Below are 24,996 nucleotides of genomic sequence, written 5' to 3' on the forward strand. Positions count from 1 at the left end.
GGGACCCTACGCCGACGTGAGCGCGCTGGAAGGCCCGCCGAATGCGGCCGGAACCGGCCATGACAGGCCAGAGCTTGCGCTCCGCTAACCCCACTTGGCGGCTTCGGCGGTGTCGCGCGCGTTCATCATCAAGGTGTTGGTCTCATGCGTGGTGGCCATCGCGTGATAGGCCCGCACCAACTCCTCCATCGCCTGATTCCACTGCGCCTGCCACGCCTGATACGTCATCCCCGTATCGCCCTGCCACGCCGCCGACAACGCCGCCTGCTCACTGGCAATATCAGCACCCACAGCCTGCAACGTGCCCGAATATCCATTCATCTCAGCCGCATGGGCCAACATCGCCGGGTAGTTGTACATAATCTGCGACATCAGACTGCGCTCCTCTCTTCTGGCCCCGATATCCCTAAACGCCGGTGTAACCGGAAGCCGCTGCTGCGTCTGCTGCGACATACGCGCTACCGGCATCCGCCAGATTCACCTGCGCCATATCCAGCAACGCATTCACCCGCGCCGCCATCGCCACAAACCGCGCATGCGACCCCTGAAACGCCGCAGCCGCCTCACCCACATGAAACGCCTGCGCCGACATCGCCGCCTGCTCCGCCTGCGCCATCGTCGACCGCATCAACGCCGCCTTGGCACCAAACGCCGACTCCGACGCCACCAACTGCGGAATATGCGCATCCAACAAACTCATCCCCGCGCTCCTCTCTCAACTATCGATTAGTCGTGGCCCGCGCCGCTCGGGTTCCATGGAGGCCGTGACCGCCTGTTGCTCGCATCGTTGAGAGCGGCTGCAGCACTCCCGGACCAGCACGCCGGCGGAGTCAGTCCGGTCAATAACTGAGGACCAATGCTACGACATTTACCTCGTTATACGTACCTTTAATCTGATTAGTAGCCGCGAATGCGGATTAACTTATTCGGCGGGCGGGGCCTCGCCCTGGCCGTCCCAGGAGGTGGGCAACATCGGCAGGGTTGGGCCTGCGCCGTACGCGTCTGCGGTCAACCCCGCCAGACCGGCGGCCCGGGCCACGCCGGGTTTGCCGAGCGTCCCCGTGAAGCCCGTTGTGCTGTAGCGGGCCTGCGACACACCGCCCGCTTCGCGACCCGGGTCGTCGTCCTCGAGGTATTCGTAGCGGTAGCCGGGGTCGATCAGCCTGCCGCGCCGACGGCCGCCGTGTCGCGCCGCGCCGGTTGCTGGTTCGCCTATCGTCGCGGCGGCCGCAACACCCGCGGCGGGCCGGGCCGACTTCGCGCCCGCCCTGCCGGCAGCGTTCTGCGCCGAGGGAAGCCAGCCCACCAGGTAGCTGTGGAACGTGCCCTCGGTGCCGATCAGCGGGGGCGCCGCCGGTGGTGGTGGTGCGGCGCCGGCGGAGGCAGCGGGGGCGGGCAGCGTCGCCGCCTGGGCTGCCGGCGCTGCCGAAGCCGGCACCGTCGCAGGGTTCGGCGCCGGCGCGCCACCGGGGATGACCGGTGACATCGCAGCCGGGGCCGGCACCGGGACCGCCGGTGCGGGGACGCCGGCCAGTCCTGCCAAGCCGGCCAGGCCGGCCGGCGGTCCGACCGCAGCCAGGCTGCCGATCGCCAGGTTCAACCCGACGCCCGCCAGCAGCGGGGAAAGCTGCAGCAGGAAGCGCAGACTGCGTAGCGTCCAGTTGACGGCGCGGTAGGTCTGCCATGCAACGAAGTAGCTCGTCAGCTGCCACCACTGGGCGGGCGTCAGCACACCTTGGAAGTTCTGCTGCAGCCAGGCCAGCGCCTTCTCACTGCCGTTGACGAAATTGGACAGGTTCTGCAGGAATTCCGCGGGACTCCAGTTGGGCTGGCCCTGTCCGGGCACCTGCTGACCGTCGGACCCGAAGAGCATCTGCCAGATCTCGGCCGGCGTCGGCAGGTCGAAGGATCCGCCACCGCCCCCGCTGTTGCCGCCGTTGCCTCCCCCACCGCCGCCGCCCGTGCCGTCTCCGGCTGCCGCGACTCCGGCTTGCGCACTGCCGCTGGTGTGTCCCAAGCTGCGCGCGGTCTCGGCGGTCGCCTGATAGGCGCTCATTACGGTGGCCGCTTGGGTCCACATCCGGGCGTAATCGGCCTCGTTGACCGCGATCGGCACGGTGTTGATCCCGAAGAAATTGGTCGCCACCAACACCGCGTGGGCGGCGTGGTTGGCGGCCAATTCGGCGAGGGTCGGCATGGCCGCCAGAGCGCTGCTGTACGCCGTCGCGATTACCTGGTGCTGGGTGGCGGTCCGGGCGCTGAGCGTGCCGGCCAGCTGCAGCCAGGCCACATAGGGCAGATGCGCCGCCGCGTACGCCTCGGCGGTTGGGCCGGCCCAGACCTGCTGAGAATCGCCGAGGACGGCGGTGAGTTCGCTTGCGGCACCGAGGTACTCACTGCTCAACGTCGCCCAGGCTGCCGACGCGGCAAGCAGCGGCCCCGGCCCCGGCCCGGTGCTCAGCATTGCCGAATGCACCTCCGGCGGGGCCGCCATCCAGGTGGCGGGGGCCGACATCACCACACCGCTATCGCGGGAACACCGACGCCGCCGTGGTGTCCGCGACCTGGTAGTTGACGCCGGCTTGAGCGACCCCCGCCCCGGCGCGGCCCAACACCTCGGCACCGCGCGCAGCGACCGCCCCATGCGCGCTGCCCTGCAGGCTGAGTTCCGCCGCGGCCTGCAGCGACACCGGATCGATCGCCGGCGCTACCACCGCGGTGATCGACGGAGCCGCGGTCGCATGCGCCGCCGCCAGCGCCGCGGCGATCGCCTCGACCGCCGCGCTTGTCGCAGCCAAGCCCTCAGGCAAAACATCCAGGACCATGACGGAACCCCCTTCCGGCCGGTACGTCGCCAACCCTACCTGCGGAATAATGACGCAGTTGCAGTCACGATATGCCTACTCAAGCCCTTGTCGTTCCCGTAACTGCGGATACACCTCAATGCTTCTTGACCACCGACCGCGGTGCGGTGCGCCAACGAAGACTGCCATCGGCGCACCGCACGGGCGGGTCCAGCAGCAGCACGGCGCGCCCCCGCAGCAGGACGGGCCGAACCCAGTCGCCCAACTCGATCACTTCTCCCGGCGCCGGACGGCGGTCGCTGCCGTCACGGACATCGTCAATGGGCACACTGGCCAGCAGTTCGTCGACGGTCGCCTCGGTGGGCAGATTCCCCAACCCCGGCAGCGTGATGAACAGGCCATCGTCACCGGAGAGTTGCAGACCGACCGCCGCCAAGGCCCCCAACACCCCGTCGTGGGTGCCGCCGTGCCCGGACACGTGGACACCCAGTTCATCGCCGAGGCGACGGGCATGCGCCCGCTGCAGCACTTCTCGTTTGGCCCGCCCACCGAACTCCACCAGTGGGCCGACGTCTGGCACATCCGCCGGAATCGCTACCGCCAGACCGGGATCGGCGGCCGGCGGACAGACCCGTTCCAGGAATCCGGCGACGAAGTCGATGATCTGGTCGCGCACCGCGTGCGGGTCGGCGCCGGGGCTGCGCCAGGCCAGGCAGGCGCTGGAATTGTGCGATGTGTAGGGGACGCGGTCGTCGACGAGGAGTTGATGCCGGGTGGCTCCGGCCTCGCTACCCAGCCCGGCAGCGGCCAACTCCCGCAACAGCGCCCGGGCACGCCGGCCGGTACCGGGACTGAACTGGTCATCGGTGTCGTCGATGCCGATCAGCAGATCGACACCGGCAAAAACCGTCACGGGTTGACGACCACAGTGCTGACATCGCGAACCCACCGGTCGCGCTCGAGTTCGGCACCGGCCAGTTTGAGCGTGTCGCGTTTGGTGAAACTCAACACGACCTGGTCGGTGAGCTCGGCGGCGGTCAGTGTCTGCGCCGGGTCACGTCCTTCGACTCGAACACTGCGGATCGCGTCGGCCCCGGCGGCGTCGAGTACCGCGCGCACCGCTGGGCCGCGCTGCACGGGACTTCCGTGAGATTGCGGCGTGGCGATCTCGGTCTGCGGCAGGCCACCCAGCCGGGCGAGATCGAACTCGTCCAGCACTCGGCCGTCCTGCCGGATCACCAGGCGATACCCCGTCGACGTGTCGGTATCGGAGTCGGCGGCGCACCCCGCCACGGCAGCGCCGGCGACAAGCGCCGCTAGACCCAGCCCGACCAGGCGCACAGCAGATGACCGCATGTGCATGACCGTAAGCAGGCGTCGCCACGTATTCAAGTGTCCACACAGCCATCTGACCCTCAACTGAGGTTGTGCAGCGCGGTCGGCGAGGCCTACCTTGAGGCGATGACCGTGATGCCGTGGACCGTGCGGAGACCGACCAGCCTGCTCGTGGCCCGCGACGTCGTCTTCCCGGCCGCGGCGGCCCTGGTGATCACGTGGGCGTCCGACATGCGGATGCCGCTGGGATTGCCGGGGCATCGCGGCCTGGTGTGGCTGACCCTGCTGGTAGCGGTCGCCCTCACCGCGCGACGGCCTCAGACGGTGCTCGCGGTGGGGGCGGCATCCACGGCAGCCACCGTGTTACTGCAGTCCGGTCCCGGCCCCTGGGCCGGGGTTCGCTACCTGGGCGCCGCGGCGTTCCTTTGCCTGCTGACAACCAACCCGGCCGTGCGAAGCCGCCGATGGCTGATCGCGCTGGCCGCGGCTCCGATACACCTTGTCGCGCTTGCTGTTCCGATTGCGACGGGGCTCATCGGCGGTCACCATGCGAGCATGGTGGGCCTGGGCGACAAGGCGCTGTATCACCTCGGCTTCGGCCTGGTGGCCGGAGTCCTCGGTTGGGTGATGGCCGCCGCGATCGACTGGGCAGCCCCGCAAACCCGCTAGGAGTTACAGCCGGTACCGCTGCCCGGGCCGCCCGGGCCGCCGCCACCGGGGTTGGGGACGCATCCGCCACCGCCGCCGCCATGGCTGCCCGGCGTGTTCCCGGTGGTGCCGGCTTCCCCGTTGCTCCCGCCGATGCTGCCCGCGCCGCCTTGGCCACCGGCGCCACCCTGGCCCCCGGGGCTGTCGGGCCCCCTGATTCCGGCGTAACCGCCGTTGCCGCCGTCACCGCCGTTGCCGCCGTTGCCCGATATCAGGGCGGCGCTGCCACCCGCGCCACCGCGACCACCGTTGCCGCCCGCGGTATTGGTGCCCGAGGCGCCGCCGCCTCCGCCGCCTCCTCCACCGCCGCCACCACCGCCACCGCCGCCACCGCCGCCGGTTCCGCTGCCACTCACCGCGGCCCCGTCGCCACCTGTGCCGCCGGCACCGCCGTTACCACCGTTGCCGTAGCCCAGAGATGCGCCATTACCGCCGGCGCCACCGTTGCCGGCGGCGCTCCCGGCCCCAGCGGACACCCCTTGGACGCCCAGCAAGCCCAGGCCGCCGTCACCGCCGTTCCCGCCGTTGCCGAACCAGGAGCCGGCGTTTCCGCCCGCGCCGCCGTCACCGCCGGGGACCGCGATGCCGGTGGAATCACCACCGGCGCCCCCATTGCCCCCGTTGCCGAACATGCTGCCGCCGTCGCCGCCGGCACCACCCGCCGCGCCCGCCGCACCCGCACCACCGTCGCCGCCGTCGCCGAACATCCCGGCCGAGCCGCCCGCCCAGCCGACCCCGTCGTTCACGCCTACCTCACCCGCGGCCCCGGCCCCGCCGTTGCCGAACAGGAATCCGCCGTCACCGAGGTCACCGAAGATGCCCGAGCTGCCGAACAGCGACGTGTTGGCGTCGGTGAAGTCGTCGAGGCCGTTGCCGATCAGGTCGCGCCCGAACAGATACACAAACGGCTGGTTGATCATCTCGGCCAGCTGCATGCCCGAAGCACTGGCGAGCCATTCCTGCAGCGAGTCGTTGATCGACTGCCAGAAGTCCAGCGGTCCGGCCTCGGCACTGCCCAGTCCCAGATCGCCGAAGTCCCCGAACGGGTCGGCAGCCGGCCCGCCGTCGACGACGTCTGCGATCGGGTCGACGAACAGATCCCACAGATCGGCGTGTGCGGTCGGCGCGAGGCCGATCGGCGTTACGGCGGCGATCAGGAACGCTCCGGACGTGGCGCCGGCGCTGCTCAGACGCCTGCCGAACAGGCGACTCCGGTCCTGACGGCGACTGGCCATCGAGCACCTCCTCGGGTTTCCGACCAGGGTTTACTCAGTCTCGTCACACTAATCCCTGAAACCGAAAAAGCAACACGGATGGGCCGTTATCTTCCGCCATTGCGGCCCATGCACTCCGGTTTTTTCGCGATTGCGCGGCGTAGCCGAGCTGCCGATCAGCCGACGATGCGGTCGTCCCGGCTGTACACATTCATCGAGTCACCCCGAAGGAACGCGACCAGCGTCAGCCCGCATTCGACCGCCAGGTCGACCGCCAACGACGACGGCGCCGAGACGGCGGCCAGGACCGGCACCCCGGCCATCACCGCCTTCTGGGTCAGCTCGAACGATGCCCGCCCACTCACCAGCAGTACCGTCCCGGACAGCGGTATCCGGTGCCGCTCGAGCGCCCAACCGATCACCTTGTCGACGGCGTTGTGGCGGCCGATGTCCTCGCGCACCACCAACATCGCGCCGCCGTGGGTGACGTCGAACAGCGCTGCGGCATGCAGACCCCCGGTGCTGGCGAAGACGTCCTGCGCGGCTCGCAGTTGATCGGGCATCGCGGTCAGCTCCGCCGCTGAAACATGGACCGGGTCGTCGCCCGGCTGGTACCGGCTGGCAAGGCGTACCGCGTCCAGTGAGGCTTTACCGCAGATCCCGCAGGACGAGGTGGCGTAGAAATTGCGGGAGATGTCCACCGCCGGGGGCGGCACATGCGGCGCCAGCGTCACATCGAGCACGTTGTAGGTGTTGGGGGTCGCCGACTCGCCGCAGTACCGCGCGCTCACCACATCGTCACGCCCGGCGATGATGCCCTCGGAGAGCAAAAAACCCTGCGCCAGCTCTATATCCGAACCGGGTGTGCGCATCGTGACGGTGAGCGGGACGCCGCCCAGCCGGATCTCCAGTGGTTCCTCCACCGCCAGCGTCTCGGGCCGCTGCGTCGCATCCCCTGCGACCAGGCGGCTGACCCGCCGACGCTGCGTTATCCGACTCATCGCTCCATCATCGCGGGTCGGGTTCTCATACGCGCCCGGTTGCCGCGGAACAGCGCGTCGCGCGAACACCACGGGACTACGCTGCAGGAATGGTTCAGCGAAAATTCCTGGAGTGGCCGGTAATCCGGCAACTGCGCACCGGCGACGTGTTCGGCCGTGGGCCGGCGGTCACCTCCGAACGCACCCGCAGTATCGCGCCGCGAACCGCTACCGCCGACCGCGTGGTGAGCAGCGTCTGCCCGTATTGCGCGGTCGGCTGCGGCCAGCGCGTCTACGTCAAGGACGAGAAGGTCGTGCAGATCGAGGGCGATCCCAACTCACCGATCTCACGTGGGCGCCTGTGTCCGAAGGGGTCGGCCAGCGAACAGTTGGTCAACTCGCCCGGCCGGCAGATCACCGTGCTCTACCGGGCTCCCCGCGCCACGCAGTGGCAGCCGCTGGAGCTGGACACCGCCATCGACATGGTGGCCGAGCGGTTCATCGCTTCGCGGCGCAACGCATGGCAGGACCACGATGCCGACGGCCGGCCGTTGCGGCGCACCATGGGCATCGCCTCGCTGGGCGGCGCGACGCTGGACAACGAAGAGAACTACGTCATCAAGAAACTCTTCACCGCTGCGGGCGTCATACAGGTCGACAACCAAGCTCGTATTTGACACTCCGCCACGGTTCCCGGTCTGGGAGCCTCCTTCGGTCGCGGTGGAGCGACGCAAACATTGCAAGACATGGCGAATGCCGACTGCATCGTCATCCAGGGCTCGAACATGGCCGAGTGCCACCCGGTGGGGTTCCAGTGGGTGGAGGAGGCCAAAGCCCGCGGCGCGGTGGTGATCCACGTCGACCCGCGGTTCACCCGCACGTCGGCGGTGTGCGACAAGCACATTCCGATCCGAGCCGGCTCCGACGTGGTGCTGTTGGGTGCCCTGATCAACCATGTGCTCACCCACGACCTGTGGTTCCGTGACTACGTGCTTGCCTACACCAATGCCGCGACGCTGGTCAGCGAGGACTTCCGCGACACCGAGGACCTGGGCGGGTTGTTCTCCGGCTTCGACCCGCAGACCGGGCAGTACGACCCGTCGAGCTGGGCGTACCAAAGTCGAGGAGTCTACGAGGAGGACATCGGCTCGCCCGGGGGCGGCCATGAGCACGGCGCCAGCGCATCGGCGCGCTCGGTCGGTGAGACGCTCGGCAGCGGTGGCCCGGCACTGGACCACGCCCGCGTGCAACGCGACGAAACGCTGCAGCACCCGCGCACGGTTTTCCAGATCCTCAAGCGGCACTACGCGCGCTATACACCGGAGATGGTCCGCGACGTCTGCGGTATCGACACCACGATGTTCGACTACCTGGCGGCCGCGGTCACGGCCAACTCGGGGCGCGAACGCACCACCTGCTTCGCCTACGCGGTGGGCTGGACGCAACACACCCTGGGCGCCCAGTACATCCGCACCGCGGCAATCCTGCAGCTGCTGTTGGGCAACGTGGGCCGGCCTGGCGGCGGGATCATGGCGCTGCGCGGGCACGCCAGCATTCAGGGCTCCACCGATATCCCCACGCTCTACGACATGCTGCCCGGCTATCTGCCGATGCCCAAGGCTGGGCGCGACGACACCCTGCGCCAGTACCTGGACCGCGTTGGATCGAAGAGCCAGAAGGGCTTTTGGGCCAACGCCGACGCGTATCTGGTCAGCCTGCTCAAGGCGTGGTGGGGGGACGCTGCGACCGCCGACAACGACTGGGCTTATGACTACCTGCCCCGGCTGACCGGACCGCACGGCACCTACCAGGCCGTGACGGGAATGCTGAACGACGAAGTGGAGGGCTATTTCCTGCTCGGCCAGAACCCGGCCGTCGGTTCGGCCAACGGCCGTCAACAACGGTTGGGCATGTCGCACCTGAAGTGGCTGGTGGTGCGGGACCTGAACCTGATCGAGTCGGCCACCTGGTGGAAGGACGGCCCGGAGATCGCCTCCGGCGAGCTGCGCGCGCAGGACAACGAGACCGAGGTGTTCTTCCTGCCGGCGGCCAGCCACGTTGAGAAGGCCGGGACGTTCACCCAGACCCAGCGTCTGTTGCAATGGCGCCATCAGGCCGTCGCCCCGCCAGGGGACTGCATCAGTGAGCTGGAGTTCTTCATCAAGCTGGGCAACCGAATTCGTGCTCACCTCACCGGGTCGACTGATCCGCGGGACCGACCGCTGTTGGACCTGGTCTGGGACTACCCGGTCGACGCCCACGGTGATCCCGATCCGGAGTTCGTGCTGGCCGAGATCAACGGTCATCAGCTCACCGGTCCAGATGCCGGTCGTTGCGTCTCGGGTTTCACCGAGCTGCGCGCCGACGGTTCCACCGCCGGCGGCTGCTGGATCTATTCCGGGGTGTACGCCGACGGCGTCAACCAGGCCGCCCGCCGTGTACCGCGCGGCGGGCCGAGCCCTAACCAGTCGGAGTGGGGCTGGGCCTGGCCGGCCGATCGGCGGATCCTCTACAACCGCGCGTCGGCGGACCCGGACGGGGTGCCGTGGAGCGAACGCAAACGCTACGTGTGGTGGGATGCGGCGGCCGGCCGTTGGACCGGCAAGGACGTGCCCGACTTCGTGGTCGATCGCGCGCCGGGCGCTCGACCGGATCCGGCGTTGGGCGGCCCGGATGCGTTGGCCGGCGACGACCCGTTCGTCATGCAGCCCGACGGCAAGGGCTGGCTGTTCGCACCCAAGGGCGTGGTGGACGGGCCGTTGCCCACCCACTACGAGCCGCAGGAGTCGCCGGTAGCCAACGCCGTCTATCGTCAACAGCGCAACCCCGCCCGAATCACGTTCCCCCGCAAGGACAACCTGTCGGCACCCAGCGCCGGTGAGCCGGGCGCCGATGTCTATCCCTATGTGTTCACCACCTACCGGCTCACCGAGCATCACACCGCCGGCGGCATGAGCCGCTGGCTGCCGTACCTGGCCGAGCTGCAGCCGGAGATGTTCTGCGAGGTCTCCCCCGCGCTGGCCGCCGAACGGGGTCTGGAGAACTTCGGCTGGGCCACCATCATTTCGCCGCGGGCGGCGATCGAGGCCCGGGTGTTGGTGACCGACCGGATGACGCCACTGATCGTGGGCGGCCACACGGTGCACCAGATCGGGCTGCCCTACCACTGGGGGGTCGGCGGCGACGCGGTGGTCAGCGGCGACGCCGCCAACGATCTGCTCGGGGTGACCCTGGACCCCAACGTGCAGATCCAGGAGTCCAAGGCCGGCTCATGCGATATCCAACCGGGCCGGCGGCCGCACGGTGAGGCGCTGCTGCGCCTGATCTCGGAGTATCAAAGCCGTTCCGGCACAACACCGGAGACCGGCAATGCCGCTGTCGATCCAGAAGGGCGGGACTGATGGGCCAACTGTCCGGACCGACCGACCCCGCCGCCGACGCCCGGTGGTCGCCGCAACACCCACGCAAGGGGTTCTTCACCGACACCTCGATCTGTATCGGCTGCAAGGCCTGCGAGGTGGCGTGCAAGGAGTGGAACCACAACCCGCAGGACGGCCCGCTGGAGCTGCTCGGCTCGTCCTACGACAACACCGGTGCGCTGGGCGCCAGCACATGGCGGCATGTGGCGTTCATCGAGCAGAACCGTGACCGCATCGAGGAGGCCCGCGAATCCGGCCGGCAGTTGATCAGCCTGGGTCTGCCGAAGATGCCCGGCGAGACGGCGGATGTCGCTCCTCCCGACACCGATCAGTTCCGCTGGCTGATGTCCTCGGACGTCTGCAAGCACTGCACGCACGCGGGGTGCCTGGACGTGTGCCCGACGGGCTCGCTGTTTCGCACCGAGTTCGGCACGGTGGTGGTGCAGGCCGACGTCTGCAATGGCTGCGGCAACTGTGTGCCGGCGTGCCCGTTCGGGGTGATCGAGCGTCGCACCGACGGCACCGCCGCGCCGAAGAGTGCCCGCGCCCCCGAACCGGTGCCCAACACCGGGGTCGCCCAGAAGTGCACACTCTGTTACGACCGGCTGGTCGACGGCCAGCCGCCGGCGTGCGCGCAGACCTGCCCGACGGAGTCCATCCGGTTCGGTGATCACGATGACCTGGTGCAGCGGGCCCGGCAGCGGGTGGCCCAGCTGCATGCCCAGGGCCGCACCGAGGCCCGGCTCTACGGCGCCAATGAGCATGACGGTGTCGGCGGCACCGGCTCGGTCTTCCTGTTGCTCGACGAGCCGGAGGTGTACGGGCTGCCGCCCGACCCGCGGGTGGGCACCGCCGACCTGCCGACGATGTTCAAGCGATCGGCGCTGGCCGCGGCGGGCATGCTTGCCGCCGAGGCGGTCGCCTTCCTCGGGGGACGCTCATGAACGTGGTGTCCGATGGTCCGCGCCGCGGCGGCGGCAGGCGCCGACGCCGAGGCGGTGGTGACGGTGGCCGCGAGATGCCGATGGTCCCCGACGTGCAGTTCAGCTCCTACTACGGCCGTCCGGTGGTCAAACCCGCACCGTGGTCACACGAGATCGCCGCCTACCTGTTTCTCGGCGGTGTGGCGGGGGGATCCGGTCTGCTGGCCGCCGGCGCCCAGCTGACCGGACGAAAAGTGTTGCGGCGCAACTCCCGGCTGGCCGCACTGGGGGCGATCGTGTTGAGTGCGGCGGCCCTGATCAGCGACCTCGGCCGTCCGGAGCGCTTCGTCAACATGCTGCGCACCATCAAGCTGACGTCGCCGATGAGCCTGGGCTCGTGGATCCTGTCGGGGTTCGGCGCGGGCACGTCGGTGGCGGCGGCCGCCGAGCTGGATCGGTTGACCGGAAAGCGATTACCGCTGGGCCCGCTACGCGGCGTGCTGCAGGCGGCAGAGGGGCCGGCCGGCTTGGAGGCCGCGGTGTTCGCGGCGCCGCTGGCCGTCTATACCGCGGTGTTGCTGGGCGACACCGCGACCCCGACCTGGCACGGCGCGCACCGCGACTTGCCGTTCGTGTTCGTCAGCTCGGCGAGCCTGGCCTCGGGCGGCTTGGCCATGCTGACCACCCCGGTGCGTGAGGCCGGGCCGGCCCGCCGATTGGCCGTGCTCGGGGTGCTCGGCGATGTCATTGCCACCCGGGCCATGGAGCACCGGATGGACCCGATCGCAGCGGAACCGCTACACGAGGGCCGGGCCGGGGCGATGCTGCGCTGGAGCGAACGGTTGGCGATCGCCGGAGGTATCGGGACGCTCCTGGGCGGGCGTCACCGCGGTGTGGCGGCATTGTCGGGGCTGGCGCTGCTGGGCGCCTCCGCGCTGACCCGCTTCGGGGTGTTCGAAGCCGGCATGGCCTCGGCGAAGGACCCGCGATACACCATCGAGCCGCAGAAGCGCCGGCTGGCGGAGCGCCAGGCGGCGGGGATCACCGGGGATTCGATCACCACGGCTGATTAGGACCTGCCGGAATGTCTCAACCGAGCTGGTGTAGCTGAAAGGGCCTGGAGGACAGCGCACTTCCCGGACATTCGCCATCGGAGCTGGTCGTGACCACGCCGCCGAGCGATACCGGGTCGATCGACACCCGAATGATTGCCGGTGCATAGTTGCCGTCCGCGCAGATCCCCCCGTCCGGCTTGGTGACACTGAACTGCCAGTGCCCGTCGACCAGGCTCATGGGACTGGTCCAGCCCTGATTACTGGACACCGTTCCGTTGCAGTCGGCCTGACTACAGCTGGTTGCGATCGTCCAGGCGAACTCCTGGTCACCGCCCTGGTATTCGCCGTTGAGCAACGGCGGATCAGCGTATGCGGGACCGGCGGTGATGACTGCGGCAGCGCACACTGCCGCCGCGCGGGACGAGTTGCGAACGGCGCGCCGAGAAAGGTTCATGGTGATCGAGGAACCTATCAGAGTTCCCCCTCATAGGATGTCAATTCCGCTGGCCGCCACGGTATGTCCGATCACGGGGTGGCCGGGCAACTCGCCGACGACCAGCAGGCCCCCGGAGGTCTGGGCGTCGGCCAGCAGCAGCAGATCGTCCTCGGTGACCCCGGGGCCGGGGCGCAGGTGCGGACGCACCCAGTCCAGGTTGCGGCGCGTGCCACCGGAGACGTAGCCATCGCGCAGGGCTTCGCGTGCGCCGGCGATCAGTGGCACCGCGGATCCGTCGAGCACCGCACCCACCCCCGACGCGCGGCACATCTTGTACAGGTGGCCGAGCAGCCCGAAGCCGGTGACGTCGGTCGCCGCCCGCACCCCCAGCGACACTGCGGATTCGGCGGCGTCTCGATTGAGCCCGACCATGGTCGCGATCGCCTCGTCGAACACCTCGCCGGTGCGTTTGTGCCGGTTGTTGAGCAGTCCCACTCCCAGCGGCTTGGTCAAGGTCAGCGGCAGGCCAGGCCGCGCGGCGTCGTTGCGCAGCAGCTTGGTCGGGTCGGCTACCCCGGTGACCGCCATGCCGTATTTGGGTTCGGGATCGTCGATGGAATGGCCGCCGATCACCGGGCAGCCCGCCTGCTCGGCCACCGCCAGCCCGCCGCGCAACACCTCGGTCATCAACTCCAGGGGCAGCCGTTCCCGCGGCCAGCCGACCAAGTTGATCGCGACCACCGGGCGCCCGCCCATCGCATAGATGTCCGAGAGCGCGTTGGCGGCGGCTATCCGGCCCCAGTCGTAGGCGTCGTCGACGACGGGGGTGAAGAAGTCCGCGGTGGACAGCACCGCGAGGTCGTCGCGGACCAGTACGGCCGCAGCGTCGTCGCCGTCGTCGAGGCCCACCAGAACGTTCTTCCCGGACTGCCCGGTCAGGCCGCGTACCGCCTCCTCCAGCTCACCGGGGGGAATCTTGCATGCGCAGCCGCCGCCGTGGGCGTAGCCGGTCAATCGCAGTTCGGTCATGCGTCAATGATGAGGTGGTCGCCGGCAGCACGGGAGATGCAGATCAGCATGTCGCCGTTGGCACGCTCGGTATCGGTCAGGGTCTGATCTCGGTGGTCGATCTCCCCGTCGAGCACCCGCACCCGGCAGGTGCCGCAGAATCCCTGCTTGCACGAGTAGGGGGTAGCCGGGTTGACCTGCAGGATCGCTGCCAACGCGGTCTGCTCGGCGTCGACGGGGACGACGGTGCCGGTTTTGGCGAGGGTGACGGTGAACGGCTTGCCATCCAGAACCGGTGGGGCAGAGAACCGTTCATAGTGCAGCTCCACGTCTGTACGGCCGATCAGGCCCTGGCGGAGCACCTCGAGCATCGCCGGCGGGCCACACGCGTAGAGCGCCGTCGGCACCGGCGCATCGCCGATCAGATCGGCGGCCGTCGGTAGCCCATGCGTGTCGTCGGTGCGGACGGCCACTTTGTCGCCGAACTGCTGCACCTCATCGATGAACGGGATGGTGTCGGCCGAACGGCCGGTGTAGATCATCGACCAGTCCAGACCCAGGCGCTCGGCGGCGCGCATCATCGGCAGGATCGGGGTGATCCCGATACCGCCGGCGACGAACCGCAGACGCTGCGCCGGCGAACCGAAACCGGGAACGGCCATCGGCATACCGTTGCGGGGACCCTTGATCGTGACAGTGGTGCCCGGTTGCAACGTGTCGTGCACCTCGATCGACCCCCCACCGCCGTCGGGGATGCGGCGCACCGCGATGCGGTAGCTGTCGGAGTCGGCGGGATCCCCGCACAGCGAGTACTCCCGCATCTTGCCCGAGGGCAGTAGCAGGTCCAGGTGCGCGCCGGGTGTCCAGCGGGCCAGCGGCTTGCCGTCGATGGCGACCAGGGTCAGCGCCACCACATCTTTGTCGTGCGCGACGATCTCGCGTCGGGCCACCCGCAACTCGCGGGTGCGATCCGGCTCGGCCAGTTTCCAGCGCCGCATCAACACGCTGAACGCCGGGAACGCGATCTTGGCCAGCAGATTCGAGACCCGCAGCAGGGGGTCGTGGCGCCACCGCCCGTACAGCTGCGGTGGAATGTCGGCCGGAATCTCGCCCAGCGGCCGGAATCGTGATCCCGCGGCGTCGTGCCCTGACGTCAACGCCGCGCCCTCCGTGCTGCCGGCGACGTCGCCAGGTAGGCGACGGCCTGCGCGGTGGAGCCGATGGAGGCGGGGTCGAACGACGGCTTGAAGTAGACGAAGGTGTATTTGAGCACCTGCCGCAGCTGGGGCAGGATGTTGCGCCGCGACCCGCGCAGGTACTGACGCCACAGCCAGAAATAGGAATGGCTGATGGTGGCGTCGGAGCGGCACATGAATCCGATCGCCCGGTGAATCATCAACACCAGATAGGCCAGGCCAACCACCATCGCTCGGCACCGGTTCAGGTAGCCGGGGTGAAAGTAGTTCGCCACATCGTGTGCCACACAGCGATGTTCGATCTCCTCGGCACCGTGCCAGCGGCAGATGTCGGCCATCGTCGGGTCGACGTCGTAGTCGTCCCACGAGCAGTTCAGCACGAAGTCGCCCAGGATCGCGGTGTAGTGCTCGATCGCCGCGATCAGCCACAGCCGCTGCACCATGTCGTTGTATCGGGTGCGGGCGAACCGCTGGCTGCGCGGCGCCAGCAGCTTGCGGAACAAGTACTCGAACTGCCGCAGTATGGGCCCGGTATCGACGCCGCGCGCTTCCAGGAACTCGGTCACCGCCTTGTCGTGCGACTCGGCATGCATCGCCTCCTGGCCGATGAAGCCGCGCATGGCCCGCGCCAGATCCTCGTCTTTGACGTACGGCAGCGCCTCGTTGAACACCTCGCAGAACCAGCGCTCGCCCTCGGGCAGGATCAGGTGCAGAATGCTCACCACATCGGAGGCCACCGGCTCGCCTTTGATCCAGTGCAGCGGGGTCTGGGACCAGTCGAACTCGACATTGCGGGCGTGGATCTCCACGCCGGCCGGCTCATAGGTGTGCCCGCCCACCGCCGGCTTGGTTTGGCTCGTCATAGTCACGGCCTCCTTCGGGGTCATGCTACCCACGATTTCGGTGCGTTTTTCTGCGGTGAGCGGGCATTGTCACGCCAAGATCGGCTGAAGGTTTAGGTTGATCAGCGGAGGCGTCTGAGTCCTGGTGGGCTCCCCGGTCTTCAAAACCGGTGAGGCCGAGTAGCTCGGCCTGGCGGGTTCGATTCCCGTCCGCCTCCGCCAGCCGCGTATCGCCAGGAGGAGCCGTGACCGACGCCGATCCGCGCCGCACCATTCCACGCACCGACGCACTGTTGATGCTGCCTCCGGTTCGTGCGGCCCGAGCACGGCTCGGTGAGCACGTGGTCCGCGGCCTGGTGCGCGACGCCCAGGATCGAGCGCGACGCGGCGATCTGGCACCGGAACAGGTTGAAAGCGCCGTACTGGAGGGCATTTCAGTGCGGACGGGGACGGCGCTACGGCCGGTCCTCAACGCCACCGGCGTACTGGTGCACACCAATCTGGGTCGAGCGCCGCTGTCAGCCGCCGCGGTCGACGCGTTGGTGGCAGCCGGCGGCTACGTGGACGTCGAGTTGGACCTGACCACCGGCGCGCGCTCCAAACATGGGGTCGCAGCGCGCGCCGCGCTGCTGGCTGCCTGCCCGGGCGCCGAGGACGCGCTGGTGGTCAACAACGGTGCCGCGGCCCTGGTGCTGGCCACCACCGCGTTGGCCGCCGGCCGCGAGGTCGTGGTCAGCCGGGGCGAACTGATCGAGATCGGGGCCGGATTCCGCCTACCGGACCTGATCGCCTCCACCGGGGCGAGGCTGCACGAGGTCGGCACCACCAACCGCACCCACCTGCGCGATTACGCCGAGGCGATCGGCCCGCAGACCGGGTGCATCCTCAAGGTGCACCCCAGCAATTTCGCCGTCCACGGTTTCACTGCGTCGGTGGGATTGGCGCAATTGCGGCCACTGGCAACCGAACACGACGTTGCCTTGGTGGCCGATCTAGGCAGCGGACTGTTGGCCCCCGATCCGCTGCTGCCCGACGAGCCGGATGCGGCCACCACGCTTGCCGACGGCGCCGACGTCGTGACCGCCAGCGGTGACAAGCTGCTCGGCGGGCCGCAGGCCGGAATCGTGTTGGGCCGCGCCGGGGTCATCTCCCGGCTTGCCCGACACCCGTTGGCCCGCGCGGTCCGCGCCGACAAACTCACCCTCGCCGCGCTGGAGGCGACCGTCTCCGGCGCCCCCGCACCGGTGACTCGGGCGCTGCACGCCGATCCCGACCAGTTGCGATCGCGCGCCGAGCGGTTGGCCAGCGCGGTCGGCGGCACCGTCATCGCCCACGACGGCCGCGTCGGTGGCGGCGGTGCGCCGGGAGTCCCGTTGCCGGGCTGGGCGGTCCGACTGCCCGAGGCGGCGGCCACTCCGCTGCGCACCGGCGATCCCGCGGTGCTGCCCCGAGTGCACGACGGCGCCTGCCTGATCGATCTGCGCTGTGTGCCCGAAGCCGACGACGGACGGCTGCTGGCGGCGGTGCGGGCCGCGCTCGACCGGATGGGGTGAGGGGCGTTCGGCCATGTTTGTTATTGCCACCGCCGGCCACGTCGACCACGGCAAATCCACCCTGGTGCGGGCGCTCACCGGGATGGAACCCGACCGTTGGGCGCAGGAGCGACGGCGCGGACTCACCATCGACCTGGGTTTCGCCTGGACCGCGCTGCCGTCGGGACGGCGAGTGGCCTTTGTCGATGTCCCTGGCCACGAACGGTTTCTGCCCAACACGCTCGCCGGCCTGGGACCGGCCTCGGTGGTGTGCTTCGTGGTCGCCGCCGACGAGGGATGGCGGGCCCAGTCCGACGATCACCGCGACGCCATTGCGGCACTGGGCATTACCCGGGGACTGGTGGTGCTCACCCGTGTCGACCGGGCCGGCGATCAACGTGTCGCCGAGGTGTCCGAACAGGTCCGCGCCGAACTGGCCCAGACGGGTCTGCACGACGCCCCGATCGTCGCCGTCTCGGCGCTGGACGGCACCGGCCTGGACACGCTGCGTGCTGTGCTCGACGACCTGTTGGCCGAGCTTCCGCCACCGTTGCGCATGGGGCGCCTCCGGCTGTGGGTCGACCGGTCGTTCACCATCACCGGGGCCGGGACGGTGGTGACCGGCACCCTGACCGCGGGCACACTTGCGAGCGGCGATCACCTGCAGTTGCTGGATCGCGGCCACTTGCGTGCGGTGGCCGTCCGAGGACTGCAAAGCTGCGGCGAGGCGCATTCGGAACTGCACCCCACGGTGCGAGTGGCAGTCAATCTGCGTGGGGTGACGGCCGGCGAGGTGCGCCGCGGGGACACCCTGGTCAGCCCCGACGAGTGGCTGACCACGACAGTGGTCGACGTCCGGCGCAGCACCGGTTGTCCCCTGACCGAGGCACCCGAGCGAATCGTGGTGCACGTCGGCACGGCTGCGGTGTCCGCCCGGCTTCGGGTTCTGGGCACCGACCACGCCCGAATCACTTTGGAACACCCTCTGCCGCTGATGTTTTCCGATCGTCTGGTACTGCGCGACCCGGGTGCCCGCCGCGTGCTGGGCGGGGTGGTGGTGCTCGACGCCGATCCACCGGCCCTGCGGCGACGCGGTGACGCGGCCCGACGTGCCGAGGAGCTCGCCGGCTCCGATCCGGCCGACCAGGCGCGCCGGGTACTTACCGAGGTGGCCCGCCGCGGCGCGGTGTCGCAGCGCCAGCTGCGGTTGCTCGGACACGAGGTCTCCCCGGCACCGCCGGAGGTGACGGTGATGGGCGGCTGGTGGGTGCACCCTGCGACCTACAAGGCTTGGCGAGACCGGCTGCAGACTGCGGCGCGCGAACTGCGAGAGCGCGATCCGCTGTCCGCCGGTCTGTCCCGGGGTGCGGCGGCGGATCTGCTTGCGTTGCCCGAAGCGGCGTTGCTCGATGAGCTGGTAGGTGCCGCGGGTTTGGAACAACGTGACGGACTGATTCGCGTGCCGGACGACCGTGCCGATCTCGGCCCTGCCGAGTACGCGATCGCCGAGTTGGAATCCCGGCTGACCGCGGCCCCGTTTCACGCCCCGGAGGCCGACGATCTGGCCGCGCTGCACCTGGGTATCCGGGAGCTGGCGGCGGCTGAACGGGTCGGGCGGTTGTTGCGGCTCGGCGAGAATCTCGTCCTGCTCCCAACCGCGCCCGCGCTGGCGATGCGTGAATTGGCTTCGCTGACGCAGCCTTTCACGGCCACTCAGGCCAAGCAGGCGTTGAACACCACCCGGCGGGTGGCGATCCCCTTGCTGGAGTATCTCGATGCCCGCGGCTGGACTCGCCGAATCGATGCGGTCTACCGGGAAGTGGTGCGCTGACACGACACATGCTGTTTGCTGGCAACATGATCGGTACGTCGCGACTGCGAGCCACCGCATGGGCGATCCTGCAGACCGCGCTCGCCGCGGGCGTGGCTTGGTACCTGGCCCGCGACGTGCTCGGCCACCCTGCCCCGTTCTTCGCGCCGATCGCCGCCGCGGTGTGCATGTGGGCGACCAACGTGGTCCGCGCAGAGCTTGCGGCCGAGATGGTGGTGGGGGTGGGACTGGGCATCGGATTAGGCAGCTTGGTGAACATGGTGCTGGGCACCGGGCCGATCGCGATGTCGGTAGTCGTCTTGGTCTCGCTGTCTGCGGCGTTGCTCATCGGCCGAGGTTTCCTGCAGCACCGTCCGATGTTCGTCAACCAGACGGTCATCTCAGCCATCCTGGTGTTGTCCCTGCCGCACAGCGGTATCGGAACGGAGCGGCTGTTCGACGCGCTGGTCGGCGGCGGGATCGCGGCAACCTTCAGCATCCTGATTTTCCCCCGGAACCCGGTAGTGGTCCTGGGGGATGCCCGGATCGAAGTGTTGACGGCGGTGCACGACATCCTCACCCAGACACACAGCCACACCGGCGATTCCGACTGGATGCTGTCAGCCGCGGCCGAGCTGCACCACCGTCTGGCTCGCCTGACCGAAGCTCGCGGTACCGCCGAACAGTTGGCGCGGGTATGCCCGTTTCGCTGGTCGCTGCGCGACGCGACGCGAGCCGCCGATCGCCAGGCCGCACAACTGTCCCTGCTGGCCACTTCCGTGGTGCAACTGGCGCGCACCATCACCGGGACCGCCGAACCGCTCGTCGAACCGGTCCGGGAAGCCGTCGGCGAGCTCGCCGCGGCAGCCTCCGCCCTCACCCGTGACGAGCCTGTTGCCGCAGCGGCGCACGCGACATCGGCCCGCAGTCACACGCTGGTGGCACACTCCGGCAACGCCGCGTTAATTGCCTCCATCGACACCTGCATCGACGAACTGGACCGGGTCGTCCGGCTCGCGCCGCATTGACGCAGCTTCTAAGTGCTGGCCGGGACCCGCCGATCGGCTGCGGTCTTGGGCGCGACGTGCTCCTCGTCACCGGTGAATTCCTTGGTCCAGCAAGCGAATTCCAGCGTGATGCCGTCGGGGTCCTGGAAGTAGAACGAGCGGACATACACACCCGGGTGCAACGTCGGGCTCGCCTGCCACTCGGACTCGTCGTGGTTGAGGACCGGGCCCACCCGCACACCCTTTTCCTTCAGCCGCTGGCGGTAGGCGTCGAACTTGTCCGCCGGCACATGGAAGGCCAGGTGATTGAGCGTGCTTACCGCACTGGTGATCTCGCCGATTCCGGGTATGGCAGCCGGCGAGGAGATCCCGGGCACCCGGTCCGGCGCGTCGCGGAACCAGAAGAAGGCCACACAGTCCCCGTTACCGGCATCGAAGAAGAAGTGCTGACCGATACCCGCGGGCAGGTCGAGCGACTTGATCAGGGGCATGCCCAAGGTGTTGCTGTAGAAGTCGACGGTGCGTTCCATGTCGGAGCACACCATCGCTACGTGGTTGATCCCGCTGATTTCGAATTCGGTGTTGACACCGTGCGGCTTGATCATGTGCGGACACTCCTCTGGTCAAGATCTGAAACTGAATCTAACATCAGATTCAGGTTTGATCCAGCCCCACCAAGACAGGGAGTGTGTTCCGGTGTCGACCAGCCCCGAGCAGTCCGGCCACCGCGACCCGTTGCCCACCCACCGGGGCCGACGCACCCAAGCCGCGATCGACTCGGCGGCGCGCGCGGTGATCGCCCGCAAGGGAGTTCTGGCCGCCACCATCGCCGACATCGCGGCCGAAGCCGGCCGAAGCGCGGCGTCGTTCTACAACTACTACGACTCCAAAGAGGCGATGGTCGCCGAATGGGCGCTGCGGTTCCGCGATGAGGCCGGTGAGCGCGCATCCAGCATGGTGCGGCACGGGCTGACCAACCGCGAACGGATCGAGCAGGCCACCGCCGCGCATTGGCACACCTACCGCAACCGGCTGGCCGAGATGATCGGGGTCTCCCAGCTGGCGATGGTCAACGACGACTTCGCCCGGTACTGGGCGGATATCTGCGCCGTTCCCGTCGGCCACATCACTGAAACGGTCAAGCGCGCCCAAGCCGAGGGCTACTGCCCCAATGACGACCCGGAATTGCTCGCGGTGGCGATCGTGTCGATGCTCAACCAGTTCTGTTATGTCCAGCTCGCCACGCCCCGCGATGAGGGCCCCGACGATGACGCGTGTATTCGCACGCTGGCCAACGTGTTCTATCGGGCGATCTACACCGAGGAGAATTCCTGAGCATGGCGTTGAGAGTCCTGGCGCATTTCATTCCCGGCCCGAAGGTCGAGGAATTCGTTGCACCCGAATCCGATTGGCTGGACATCCGGTGGTGCGCCGCCGACGACGACGCCACGTTCCGCCGTGAACTGGCCGACGCCGAGGTGCTCTGGCACGTGCTGCGACCGCTCTCGGGCGACGACCTGCTGAGTGGGCCTGCACTGCGGCTGGTGCACAAGTTCGGTGTCGGCATCAACACCATCGACGTCGACGTCGCGTCCCAGCGCGGCATCGCGGTGGCCAATATGCCCGGCGCCAATGCCGCGTCCGTCGCCGAGGGCACCGTGCTGCTGATGCTCGCGGTGCTGCGCCGGCTGCTGCCGCTGGATCGCGCCACCCGGGAGGTCCGCGGGTGGCCGACCGATCCCGATCTAGGCGAGCACTGCCGCGACATCGGCGGCTGCACCGTCGGCCTGGTCGGCTTCGGCAGCATCGCGCAGCGGGTGGCCGGAATCGTGGCCGCCATGGGCGCGCAGGTGCTGCACACCAGCACCCGCGACGACGGCACGCCCGGCTGGCGGCCCCTGCCAGAACTGCTGGCCGCCTCGGACATCGTCTCGCTGCACGTTCCATTGACCGAGGCCACCGAGGGCTTGATCGACCGGGCCGCCCTGGCGCGGATGAAACCCGGGGCGGTGCTAGTCAACACCGCGCGCGGTCCAATCGTCGACGAGGCCGCGCTGGCCGACGCGCTGCGCGGTGGGCGCCTGGCCGGTGCCGGCCTCGACGTGTTCGCCGTCGAGCCGGTGACCGCGGACAACCCCCTGCTCAGCCTGGAGAACGTGGTGCTCACTCCGCACGTCAGCTGGTACACCGCCGACACCATGCGGCGCTACCTGGCGGCCGCTGTGGACAACTGCCGCCGGTTGCGCGATGGGCAACCGCTGGCCCACGTCGTCAACCAACCGTAGTCAACCAACCGACTGGTTGTTAGATTGACTATACGTACACACCGAAAGGCGTATCGATGCCGATAGCGATCACCTCTGAACATCAGGACCTGGCCGATTCCGTGCGGTCGTTTGTGACCCGCGCAGTGCCGGCCGAGATGCTGCACGCCGCGATGGACACCCCGATCCAGAATCCACCGCCGTATTGGCGGGCGGCCGCCGAGCAGGGCTTGGCGGGTGTGCATCTGGCCGAGGATGCCGGCGGCCAGGGTTTCGGAATCCTGGAATTGGCGGTGGTGCTCGCCGAGTTCGGCTACGGCGCGGTTCCCGGGCCGTTCGTGCCGTCCGCAATCGCCAGCGCCCTGATCGCCGCGAACAATCCGGCTGCCGCCGAGCTGAGCGGGCTGGCTGGCGGAGAGGTGATCGCCAGCTACACAATCAATCCCGGACTGACCGGCACCTCTTCAGGGTCGGGGCTGGTGATCGGTGGCGAGGCCCGCGCCGTGGCGGCCGCCGCGCAGGCGTCGTTGCTGGTGCTGCCCGTGGCCGTCGACGGCGCCGAGGTGTGGGTGGTGCTGCGCGCCGAGCAGCTCGAGATCGAGCCGGTGACGAGCGTGGACCCGCTGCGTCCCATCGCCCACGTGCGCGCCGACGGCGTCGAGGTCGACGACACCGCGATCCTGCGTGACCTCTCGTCGGCGCGGGCGCACGCACTGATCACGACGCTGCTGTCCGCGGAGGCGGTCGGTGTGGCCCGCTGGGCCACCGACACTGCGGCGGACTACGCCAAGATCCGCGAGCAGTTCGGCCGACCGATCGGCCAGTTCCAGGCGATCAAGCACAAGTGCGCGGAGATGATCGCCGACACCGAGCGGGCCACCGCCGCGGTGTGGGATGCCGCCCGGGCTATCGACGAGGCTGATGAAAACGGTTGGGACGCTGCCGGTTCTGCGGTGCAGTTCGCAACGGCAGTGGCGGCCACGCTGGCGCCCAGCGCCGCGCAGCACTGCACCCAGGACTGCATCCAGGTGCACGGTGGAATCGGCTTCACCTGGGAGCACGACGCGGGTGTGTACTACCGGCGCGCACTGATTCTGGCTGCTTCCTTCGGCAGCCGCTCCGCATACCCGCAACAGGTGGTCGATACCGCCACTGCCGGTGGCATGCGCAAGATCGACATCGACCTGGACCCCGACACCGAGAAGCTACGGGCCGAGATCCGGGCCGAGGTCGCTGCACTCAAGGCCATGGCGCACGACGAGCGCACGGTCGCGATCGCCGAGGGCGGCTGGGTGTTGCCCTACCTGCCGAAGCCGTGGGGGCGGGCCGCCGAGCCGATCGAGCAGATCATCATCGAGCAGGAATTCTCCACCGGCCGGGTGCGTCGCCAGGCGATGGGTATCGCCGCGTGGCTGATCCCGTCGATCGTGGCGTTTGGCACCGACGAGCAGAAGCAGCGTTTCCTCCCGCCCACGTTCCGCGGCGAAATGATCTGGTGCCAACTGTTTTCCGAGCCGGGTGCCGGTTCGGACCTGGCCAGCCTGACTACCAAGGCAACCAAGGTCGACGGCGGCTGGCGGATCAGCGGCCAGAAGATCTGGACGTCGGCCGCGCAGTTCTCCTCGTGGGGAGCACTGCTGGCCAGGACCGACTCGAGCGCTCCCAAACATGACGGCATCACCTACTTCCTGTTGGACATGAAGGCCGAGGGGGTGACGGTCAGTCCGCTGCGTGAACTCACCGGCGGAGCGATGTTCAACACCGTGTTCATCGACGACGTGTTCATCCCGGACGAGCTGGTGCTCGGCGAGGTGAACCGGGGCTGGGAGGTCAGCCGCAACACGCTGACGGCCGAGCGGGTATCGATCGGCGGATCCGAGATGCCGTTCCTGGCCAGCCTGGACGGCTTCGTGGAGTTCATGCGGGACGGCCAGTTCGATGGAGGCGAACAGCGCCGGGCCGGCCAGTTGATCGCCGAAGGGCATGCCGCCAAGCTGCTCAACCTGCGCTCGACCCTGTTGACCCTGGCGGGCAAGGACCCGATGCCGGCGGCGGCGGTGTCCAAGCTGCTGTCGATGCGCACCGGGCAGGGCTATGCCGAGTTCGCGGTGGGTACGTTCGCCGGTGATGCCGCGATCGGCGACCGTGAGCAGCTGCCCGGTAAGTGGGCCGAGTACCTGCTGATGAGCCGCGCCACCACCATCTACGGCGGCACCTCGGAGGTCCAGCTCAACATCATCGCCGAGCGCCTGCTGGGCCTCCCCCGCGATCCCTAACGGGGTCGTGGTAGGCGCCGAGTGTGCGCTTTCATAGGCGAAAAGGTCCCTTGCCCAACGAAAGCGCACACTCGGGGACGGGCGGCCAGGCGCGAACAGCTTGACGGCGCAACCGGTTTCGGATACGACTCCGACCGCGCTGCTAGCATGGCGGGCGAGATCGCCAGGAACGACTGCCTCAGGACTG

General features: G+C 68.8%; 23 protein-coding genes and 1 tRNA gene. 11 read left to right on the top strand and 13 right to left on the bottom strand.

From position 1 onward, the window contains the following. Window positions 1-84: 84 nt before the first annotated feature. From ACJH5R_RS15140 to ACJH5R_RS15165, 6 genes are all read right to left on the bottom strand, one after another. Window positions 85-372, bottom strand: a complete 288-nt coding sequence (locus ACJH5R_RS15140; RefSeq protein ID WP_406759017.1) for a WXG100 family type VII secretion target — start codon at window positions 370-372, stop codon at window positions 85-87. A 34-nt stretch (window positions 373-406) separates the two neighbouring features. Beyond that, window positions 407-700: a type VII secretion protein EsxS gene (locus ACJH5R_RS15145; RefSeq protein WP_406782292.1), complete on the bottom strand. Its 294-nt coding sequence runs from the start codon at window positions 698-700 to the stop codon at window positions 407-409. Between the two features lie 222 nt (window positions 701-922). Further along, window positions 923-2,515 (bottom strand): PPE family protein, encoded by a 1,593-nt coding sequence (locus ACJH5R_RS15150; RefSeq protein ID WP_406759015.1) that lies wholly within the window; start codon window positions 2,513-2,515, stop codon window positions 923-925. 10 nt (window positions 2,516-2,525) lie between these two features. Next, window positions 2,526-2,825 (bottom strand): PE family protein, encoded by a 300-nt coding sequence (locus tag ACJH5R_RS15155; RefSeq protein WP_406759014.1) that lies wholly within the window; start codon window positions 2,823-2,825, stop codon window positions 2,526-2,528. 115 nt (window positions 2,826-2,940) lie between these two features. Further along, complete coding sequence (locus ACJH5R_RS15160) at window positions 2,941-3,717, bottom strand: hypothetical protein (protein WP_406759013.1); 777 nt, start codon at window positions 3,715-3,717, stop codon at window positions 2,941-2,943. Beyond that, entirely contained in the window at window positions 3,714-4,160 is a 447-nt protein-coding gene (locus tag ACJH5R_RS15165) for a hypothetical protein (protein WP_406782293.1), read from the bottom strand. The genes ACJH5R_RS15160 and ACJH5R_RS15165 overlap by 4 nt, the downstream gene beginning before the upstream one ends. Before the next feature lie 105 nt (window positions 4,161-4,265). Here ACJH5R_RS15165 and ACJH5R_RS15170 point away from each other — a divergent pair, with 105 nt between their 5' ends. Further along, window positions 4,266-4,808, top strand: a complete 543-nt coding sequence (locus ACJH5R_RS15170; RefSeq protein ID WP_406782294.1) for a hypothetical protein — start codon at window positions 4,266-4,268, stop codon at window positions 4,806-4,808. On the opposite strand, the gene ACJH5R_RS15175 is transcribed toward ACJH5R_RS15170, so the two are convergent. Both ACJH5R_RS15175 and fdhD read right to left on the bottom strand, forming a co-directional pair. Further along, entirely contained in the window at window positions 4,805-6,082 is a 1,278-nt protein-coding gene (locus tag ACJH5R_RS15175) for a hypothetical protein (protein ID WP_406782295.1), read from the bottom strand. The genes ACJH5R_RS15170 and ACJH5R_RS15175 overlap by 4 nt on opposite strands. 155 nt (window positions 6,083-6,237) lie before the next feature. Next, a complete protein-coding gene (gene fdhD / locus ACJH5R_RS15180; protein ID WP_406782296.1) occupies window positions 6,238-7,062 on the bottom strand; it encodes a formate dehydrogenase accessory sulfurtransferase FdhD in 825 nt (274 codons plus the stop codon). Between the two features lie 89 nt (window positions 7,063-7,151). Here fdhD and fdh point away from each other — a divergent pair, with 89 nt between their 5' ends. The 3 genes from fdh to nrfD are packed head-to-tail and all read left to right on the top strand — an operon-like array spanning window position 7,152 to window position 12,456. Beyond that, window positions 7,152-10,442 carry a formate dehydrogenase gene (gene fdh, locus ACJH5R_RS15185; protein WP_406782297.1) on the top strand — a complete coding sequence of 1,097 codons (3,291 nt, stop codon included), beginning with the start codon at window positions 7,152-7,154 and terminating at the stop codon, window positions 10,440-10,442. Then, window positions 10,442-11,404 carry a 4Fe-4S dicluster domain-containing protein gene (locus ACJH5R_RS15190; protein WP_406782298.1) on the top strand — a complete coding sequence of 321 codons (963 nt, stop codon included), beginning with the start codon at window positions 10,442-10,444 and terminating at the stop codon, window positions 11,402-11,404. Before fdh ends, ACJH5R_RS15190 begins: the two co-directional genes overlap by 1 nt. Further along, window positions 11,401-12,456 (top strand): NrfD/PsrC family molybdoenzyme membrane anchor subunit, encoded by a 1,056-nt coding sequence (gene nrfD / locus ACJH5R_RS15195; protein ID WP_406759006.1) that lies wholly within the window; start codon window positions 11,401-11,403, stop codon window positions 12,454-12,456. Before ACJH5R_RS15190 ends, nrfD begins: the two co-directional genes overlap by 4 nt. A 16-nt stretch (window positions 12,457-12,472) precedes the next feature. Here the strand turns inward: nrfD and ACJH5R_RS15200 are convergent, their stop codons facing one another. Genes ACJH5R_RS15200 through ACJH5R_RS15215 form a run of 4 tightly spaced genes read right to left on the bottom strand, consistent with a single transcriptional unit; the run spans window position 12,473 to window position 15,941 of the window. Beyond that, window positions 12,473-12,892: a hypothetical protein gene (locus tag ACJH5R_RS15200; protein ID WP_406759005.1), complete on the bottom strand. Its 420-nt coding sequence runs from the start codon at window positions 12,890-12,892 to the stop codon at window positions 12,473-12,475. Window positions 12,893-12,922: 30 nt separating this feature from the next. After that, window positions 12,923-13,903, bottom strand: a complete 981-nt coding sequence (selD, locus tag ACJH5R_RS15205; protein WP_406759004.1) for a selenide, water dikinase SelD — start codon at window positions 13,901-13,903, stop codon at window positions 12,923-12,925. Next, on the bottom strand, window positions 13,900-14,997 hold the full coding sequence (locus tag ACJH5R_RS15210; protein ID WP_406759031.1) for a PDR/VanB family oxidoreductase: 1,098 nt from the start codon (window positions 14,995-14,997) through the stop codon (window positions 13,900-13,902). Before ACJH5R_RS15210 ends, selD begins: the two co-directional genes overlap by 4 nt. 38 nt (window positions 14,998-15,035) lie before the next feature. Then, window positions 15,036-15,941, bottom strand: coding sequence for a metal-dependent hydrolase (locus ACJH5R_RS15215; RefSeq protein ID WP_406759003.1), 906 nt, complete (start codon window positions 15,939-15,941; stop codon window positions 15,036-15,038). Between the two features lie 106 nt (window positions 15,942-16,047). Between ACJH5R_RS15215 and ACJH5R_RS15220 the strand changes: the two genes are divergently transcribed. The 4 genes from ACJH5R_RS15220 (at window position 16,048) to ACJH5R_RS15235 (ending at window position 20,290) form a co-directional block, all read left to right on the top strand. Then, window positions 16,048-16,142, top strand: a tRNA-Sec gene (locus ACJH5R_RS15220). Between the two features lie 23 nt (window positions 16,143-16,165). Then, window positions 16,166-17,473 (top strand): L-seryl-tRNA(Sec) selenium transferase, encoded by a 1,308-nt coding sequence (gene selA / locus ACJH5R_RS15225; protein ID WP_406782299.1) that lies wholly within the window; start codon window positions 16,166-16,168, stop codon window positions 17,471-17,473. A 13-nt stretch (window positions 17,474-17,486) separates the two neighbouring features. Next, on the top strand, window positions 17,487-19,283 hold the full coding sequence (gene selB / locus ACJH5R_RS15230; RefSeq protein ID WP_406759001.1) for a selenocysteine-specific translation elongation factor: 1,797 nt from the start codon (window positions 17,487-17,489) through the stop codon (window positions 19,281-19,283). Between the two features lie 26 nt (window positions 19,284-19,309). Beyond that, complete coding sequence (locus ACJH5R_RS15235; RefSeq protein ID WP_406759000.1) at window positions 19,310-20,290, top strand: FUSC family protein; 981 nt, start codon at window positions 19,310-19,312, stop codon at window positions 20,288-20,290. An 8-nt stretch (window positions 20,291-20,298) separates the two neighbouring features. Here ACJH5R_RS15235 and ACJH5R_RS15240 read toward each other — a convergent pair whose 3' ends face one another. Next, window positions 20,299-20,874: a VOC family protein gene (locus ACJH5R_RS15240; protein ID WP_308485266.1), complete on the bottom strand. Its 576-nt coding sequence runs from the start codon at window positions 20,872-20,874 to the stop codon at window positions 20,299-20,301. A gap of 91 nt (window positions 20,875-20,965) precedes the next feature. Here ACJH5R_RS15240 and ACJH5R_RS15245 point away from each other — a divergent pair, with 91 nt between their 5' ends. Genes ACJH5R_RS15245 through ACJH5R_RS15255 form a run of 3 tightly spaced genes read left to right on the top strand, consistent with a single transcriptional unit; the run spans window position 20,966 to window position 24,809 of the window. After that, window positions 20,966-21,604 carry a TetR/AcrR family transcriptional regulator gene (locus ACJH5R_RS15245; protein ID WP_406782300.1) on the top strand — a complete coding sequence of 213 codons (639 nt, stop codon included), beginning with the start codon at window positions 20,966-20,968 and terminating at the stop codon, window positions 21,602-21,604. A 2-nt stretch (window positions 21,605-21,606) separates the two neighbouring features. Further along, a complete protein-coding gene (locus ACJH5R_RS15250; RefSeq protein WP_406782301.1) occupies window positions 21,607-22,554 on the top strand; it encodes a 2-hydroxyacid dehydrogenase in 948 nt (315 codons plus the stop codon). 56 nt (window positions 22,555-22,610) lie between these two features. After that, the gene (locus ACJH5R_RS15255; protein WP_406782302.1) at window positions 22,611-24,809 is read left to right on the top strand and encodes an acyl-CoA dehydrogenase; all 2,199 of its coding nucleotides are present in this window, start codon (window positions 22,611-22,613) and stop codon (window positions 24,807-24,809) included. The last annotated feature ends 187 nt before the right edge of the window (window positions 24,810-24,996 follow it).

This window comes from Mycobacterium sp. SMC-19 (assembly GCF_045310815.1).
Lineage (GTDB): Bacteria > Actinomycetota > Actinomycetes > Mycobacteriales > Mycobacteriaceae > Mycobacterium.

What these genes read in the sequence shown, in the direction of transcription:
- ACJH5R_RS15165 (WP_406782293.1), bottom strand. Translation starts at nt 4,160, where the DNA reads ATGCGGTCATCTGCTGTGCGCCTGGTCGGGCTGGGTCTAGCGGCGCTT.
- ACJH5R_RS15240 (WP_308485266.1), bottom strand. Translation starts at nt 20,874, where the DNA reads ATGATCAAGCCGCACGGTGTCAACACCGAATTCGAAATCAGCGGGATC.
- ACJH5R_RS15170 (WP_406782294.1), top strand. Translation starts at nt 4,266, where the DNA reads ATGACCGTGATGCCGTGGACCGTGCGGAGACCGACCAGCCTGCTCGTG.
- ACJH5R_RS15145 (WP_406782292.1), bottom strand. Translation starts at nt 700, where the DNA reads ATGAGTTTGTTGGATGCGCATATTCCGCAGTTGGTGGCGTCGGAGTCG.
- ACJH5R_RS15155 (WP_406759014.1), bottom strand. Translation starts at nt 2,825, where the DNA reads ATGGTCCTGGATGTTTTGCCTGAGGGCTTGGCTGCGACAAGCGCGGCG.
- ACJH5R_RS15190 (WP_406782298.1), top strand. Translation starts at nt 10,442, where the DNA reads ATGGGCCAACTGTCCGGACCGACCGACCCCGCCGCCGACGCCCGGTGG.
- selB (WP_406759001.1), top strand. Translation starts at nt 17,487, where the DNA reads ATGTTTGTTATTGCCACCGCCGGCCACGTCGACCACGGCAAATCCACC.
- fdhD (WP_406782296.1), bottom strand. Translation starts at nt 7,062, where the DNA reads ATGAGTCGGATAACGCAGCGTCGGCGGGTCAGCCGCCTGGTCGCAGGG.
- ACJH5R_RS15235 (WP_406759000.1), top strand. Translation starts at nt 19,310, where the DNA reads ATGATCGGTACGTCGCGACTGCGAGCCACCGCATGGGCGATCCTGCAG.
- selD (WP_406759004.1), bottom strand. Translation starts at nt 13,903, where the DNA reads ATGACCGAACTGCGATTGACCGGCTACGCCCACGGCGGCGGCTGCGCA.
- ACJH5R_RS15175 (WP_406782295.1), bottom strand. Translation starts at nt 6,082, where the DNA reads ATGGCCAGTCGCCGTCAGGACCGGAGTCGCCTGTTCGGCAGGCGTCTG.
- ACJH5R_RS15140 (WP_406759017.1), bottom strand. Translation starts at nt 372, where the DNA reads ATGTCGCAGATTATGTACAACTACCCGGCGATGTTGGCCCATGCGGCT.
- ACJH5R_RS15255 (WP_406782302.1), top strand. Translation starts at nt 22,611, where the DNA reads ATGCCGATAGCGATCACCTCTGAACATCAGGACCTGGCCGATTCCGTG.
- ACJH5R_RS15250 (WP_406782301.1), top strand. Translation starts at nt 21,607, where the DNA reads ATGGCGTTGAGAGTCCTGGCGCATTTCATTCCCGGCCCGAAGGTCGAG.
- ACJH5R_RS15200 (WP_406759005.1), bottom strand. Translation starts at nt 12,892, where the DNA reads ATGAACCTTTCTCGGCGCGCCGTTCGCAACTCGTCCCGCGCGGCGGCA.
- ACJH5R_RS15215 (WP_406759003.1), bottom strand. Translation starts at nt 15,941, where the DNA reads ATGACGAGCCAAACCAAGCCGGCGGTGGGCGGGCACACCTATGAGCCG.
- nrfD (WP_406759006.1), top strand. Translation starts at nt 11,401, where the DNA reads ATGAACGTGGTGTCCGATGGTCCGCGCCGCGGCGGCGGCAGGCGCCGA.
- ACJH5R_RS15150 (WP_406759015.1), bottom strand. Translation starts at nt 2,515, where the DNA reads ATGTCGGCCCCCGCCACCTGGATGGCGGCCCCGCCGGAGGTGCATTCG.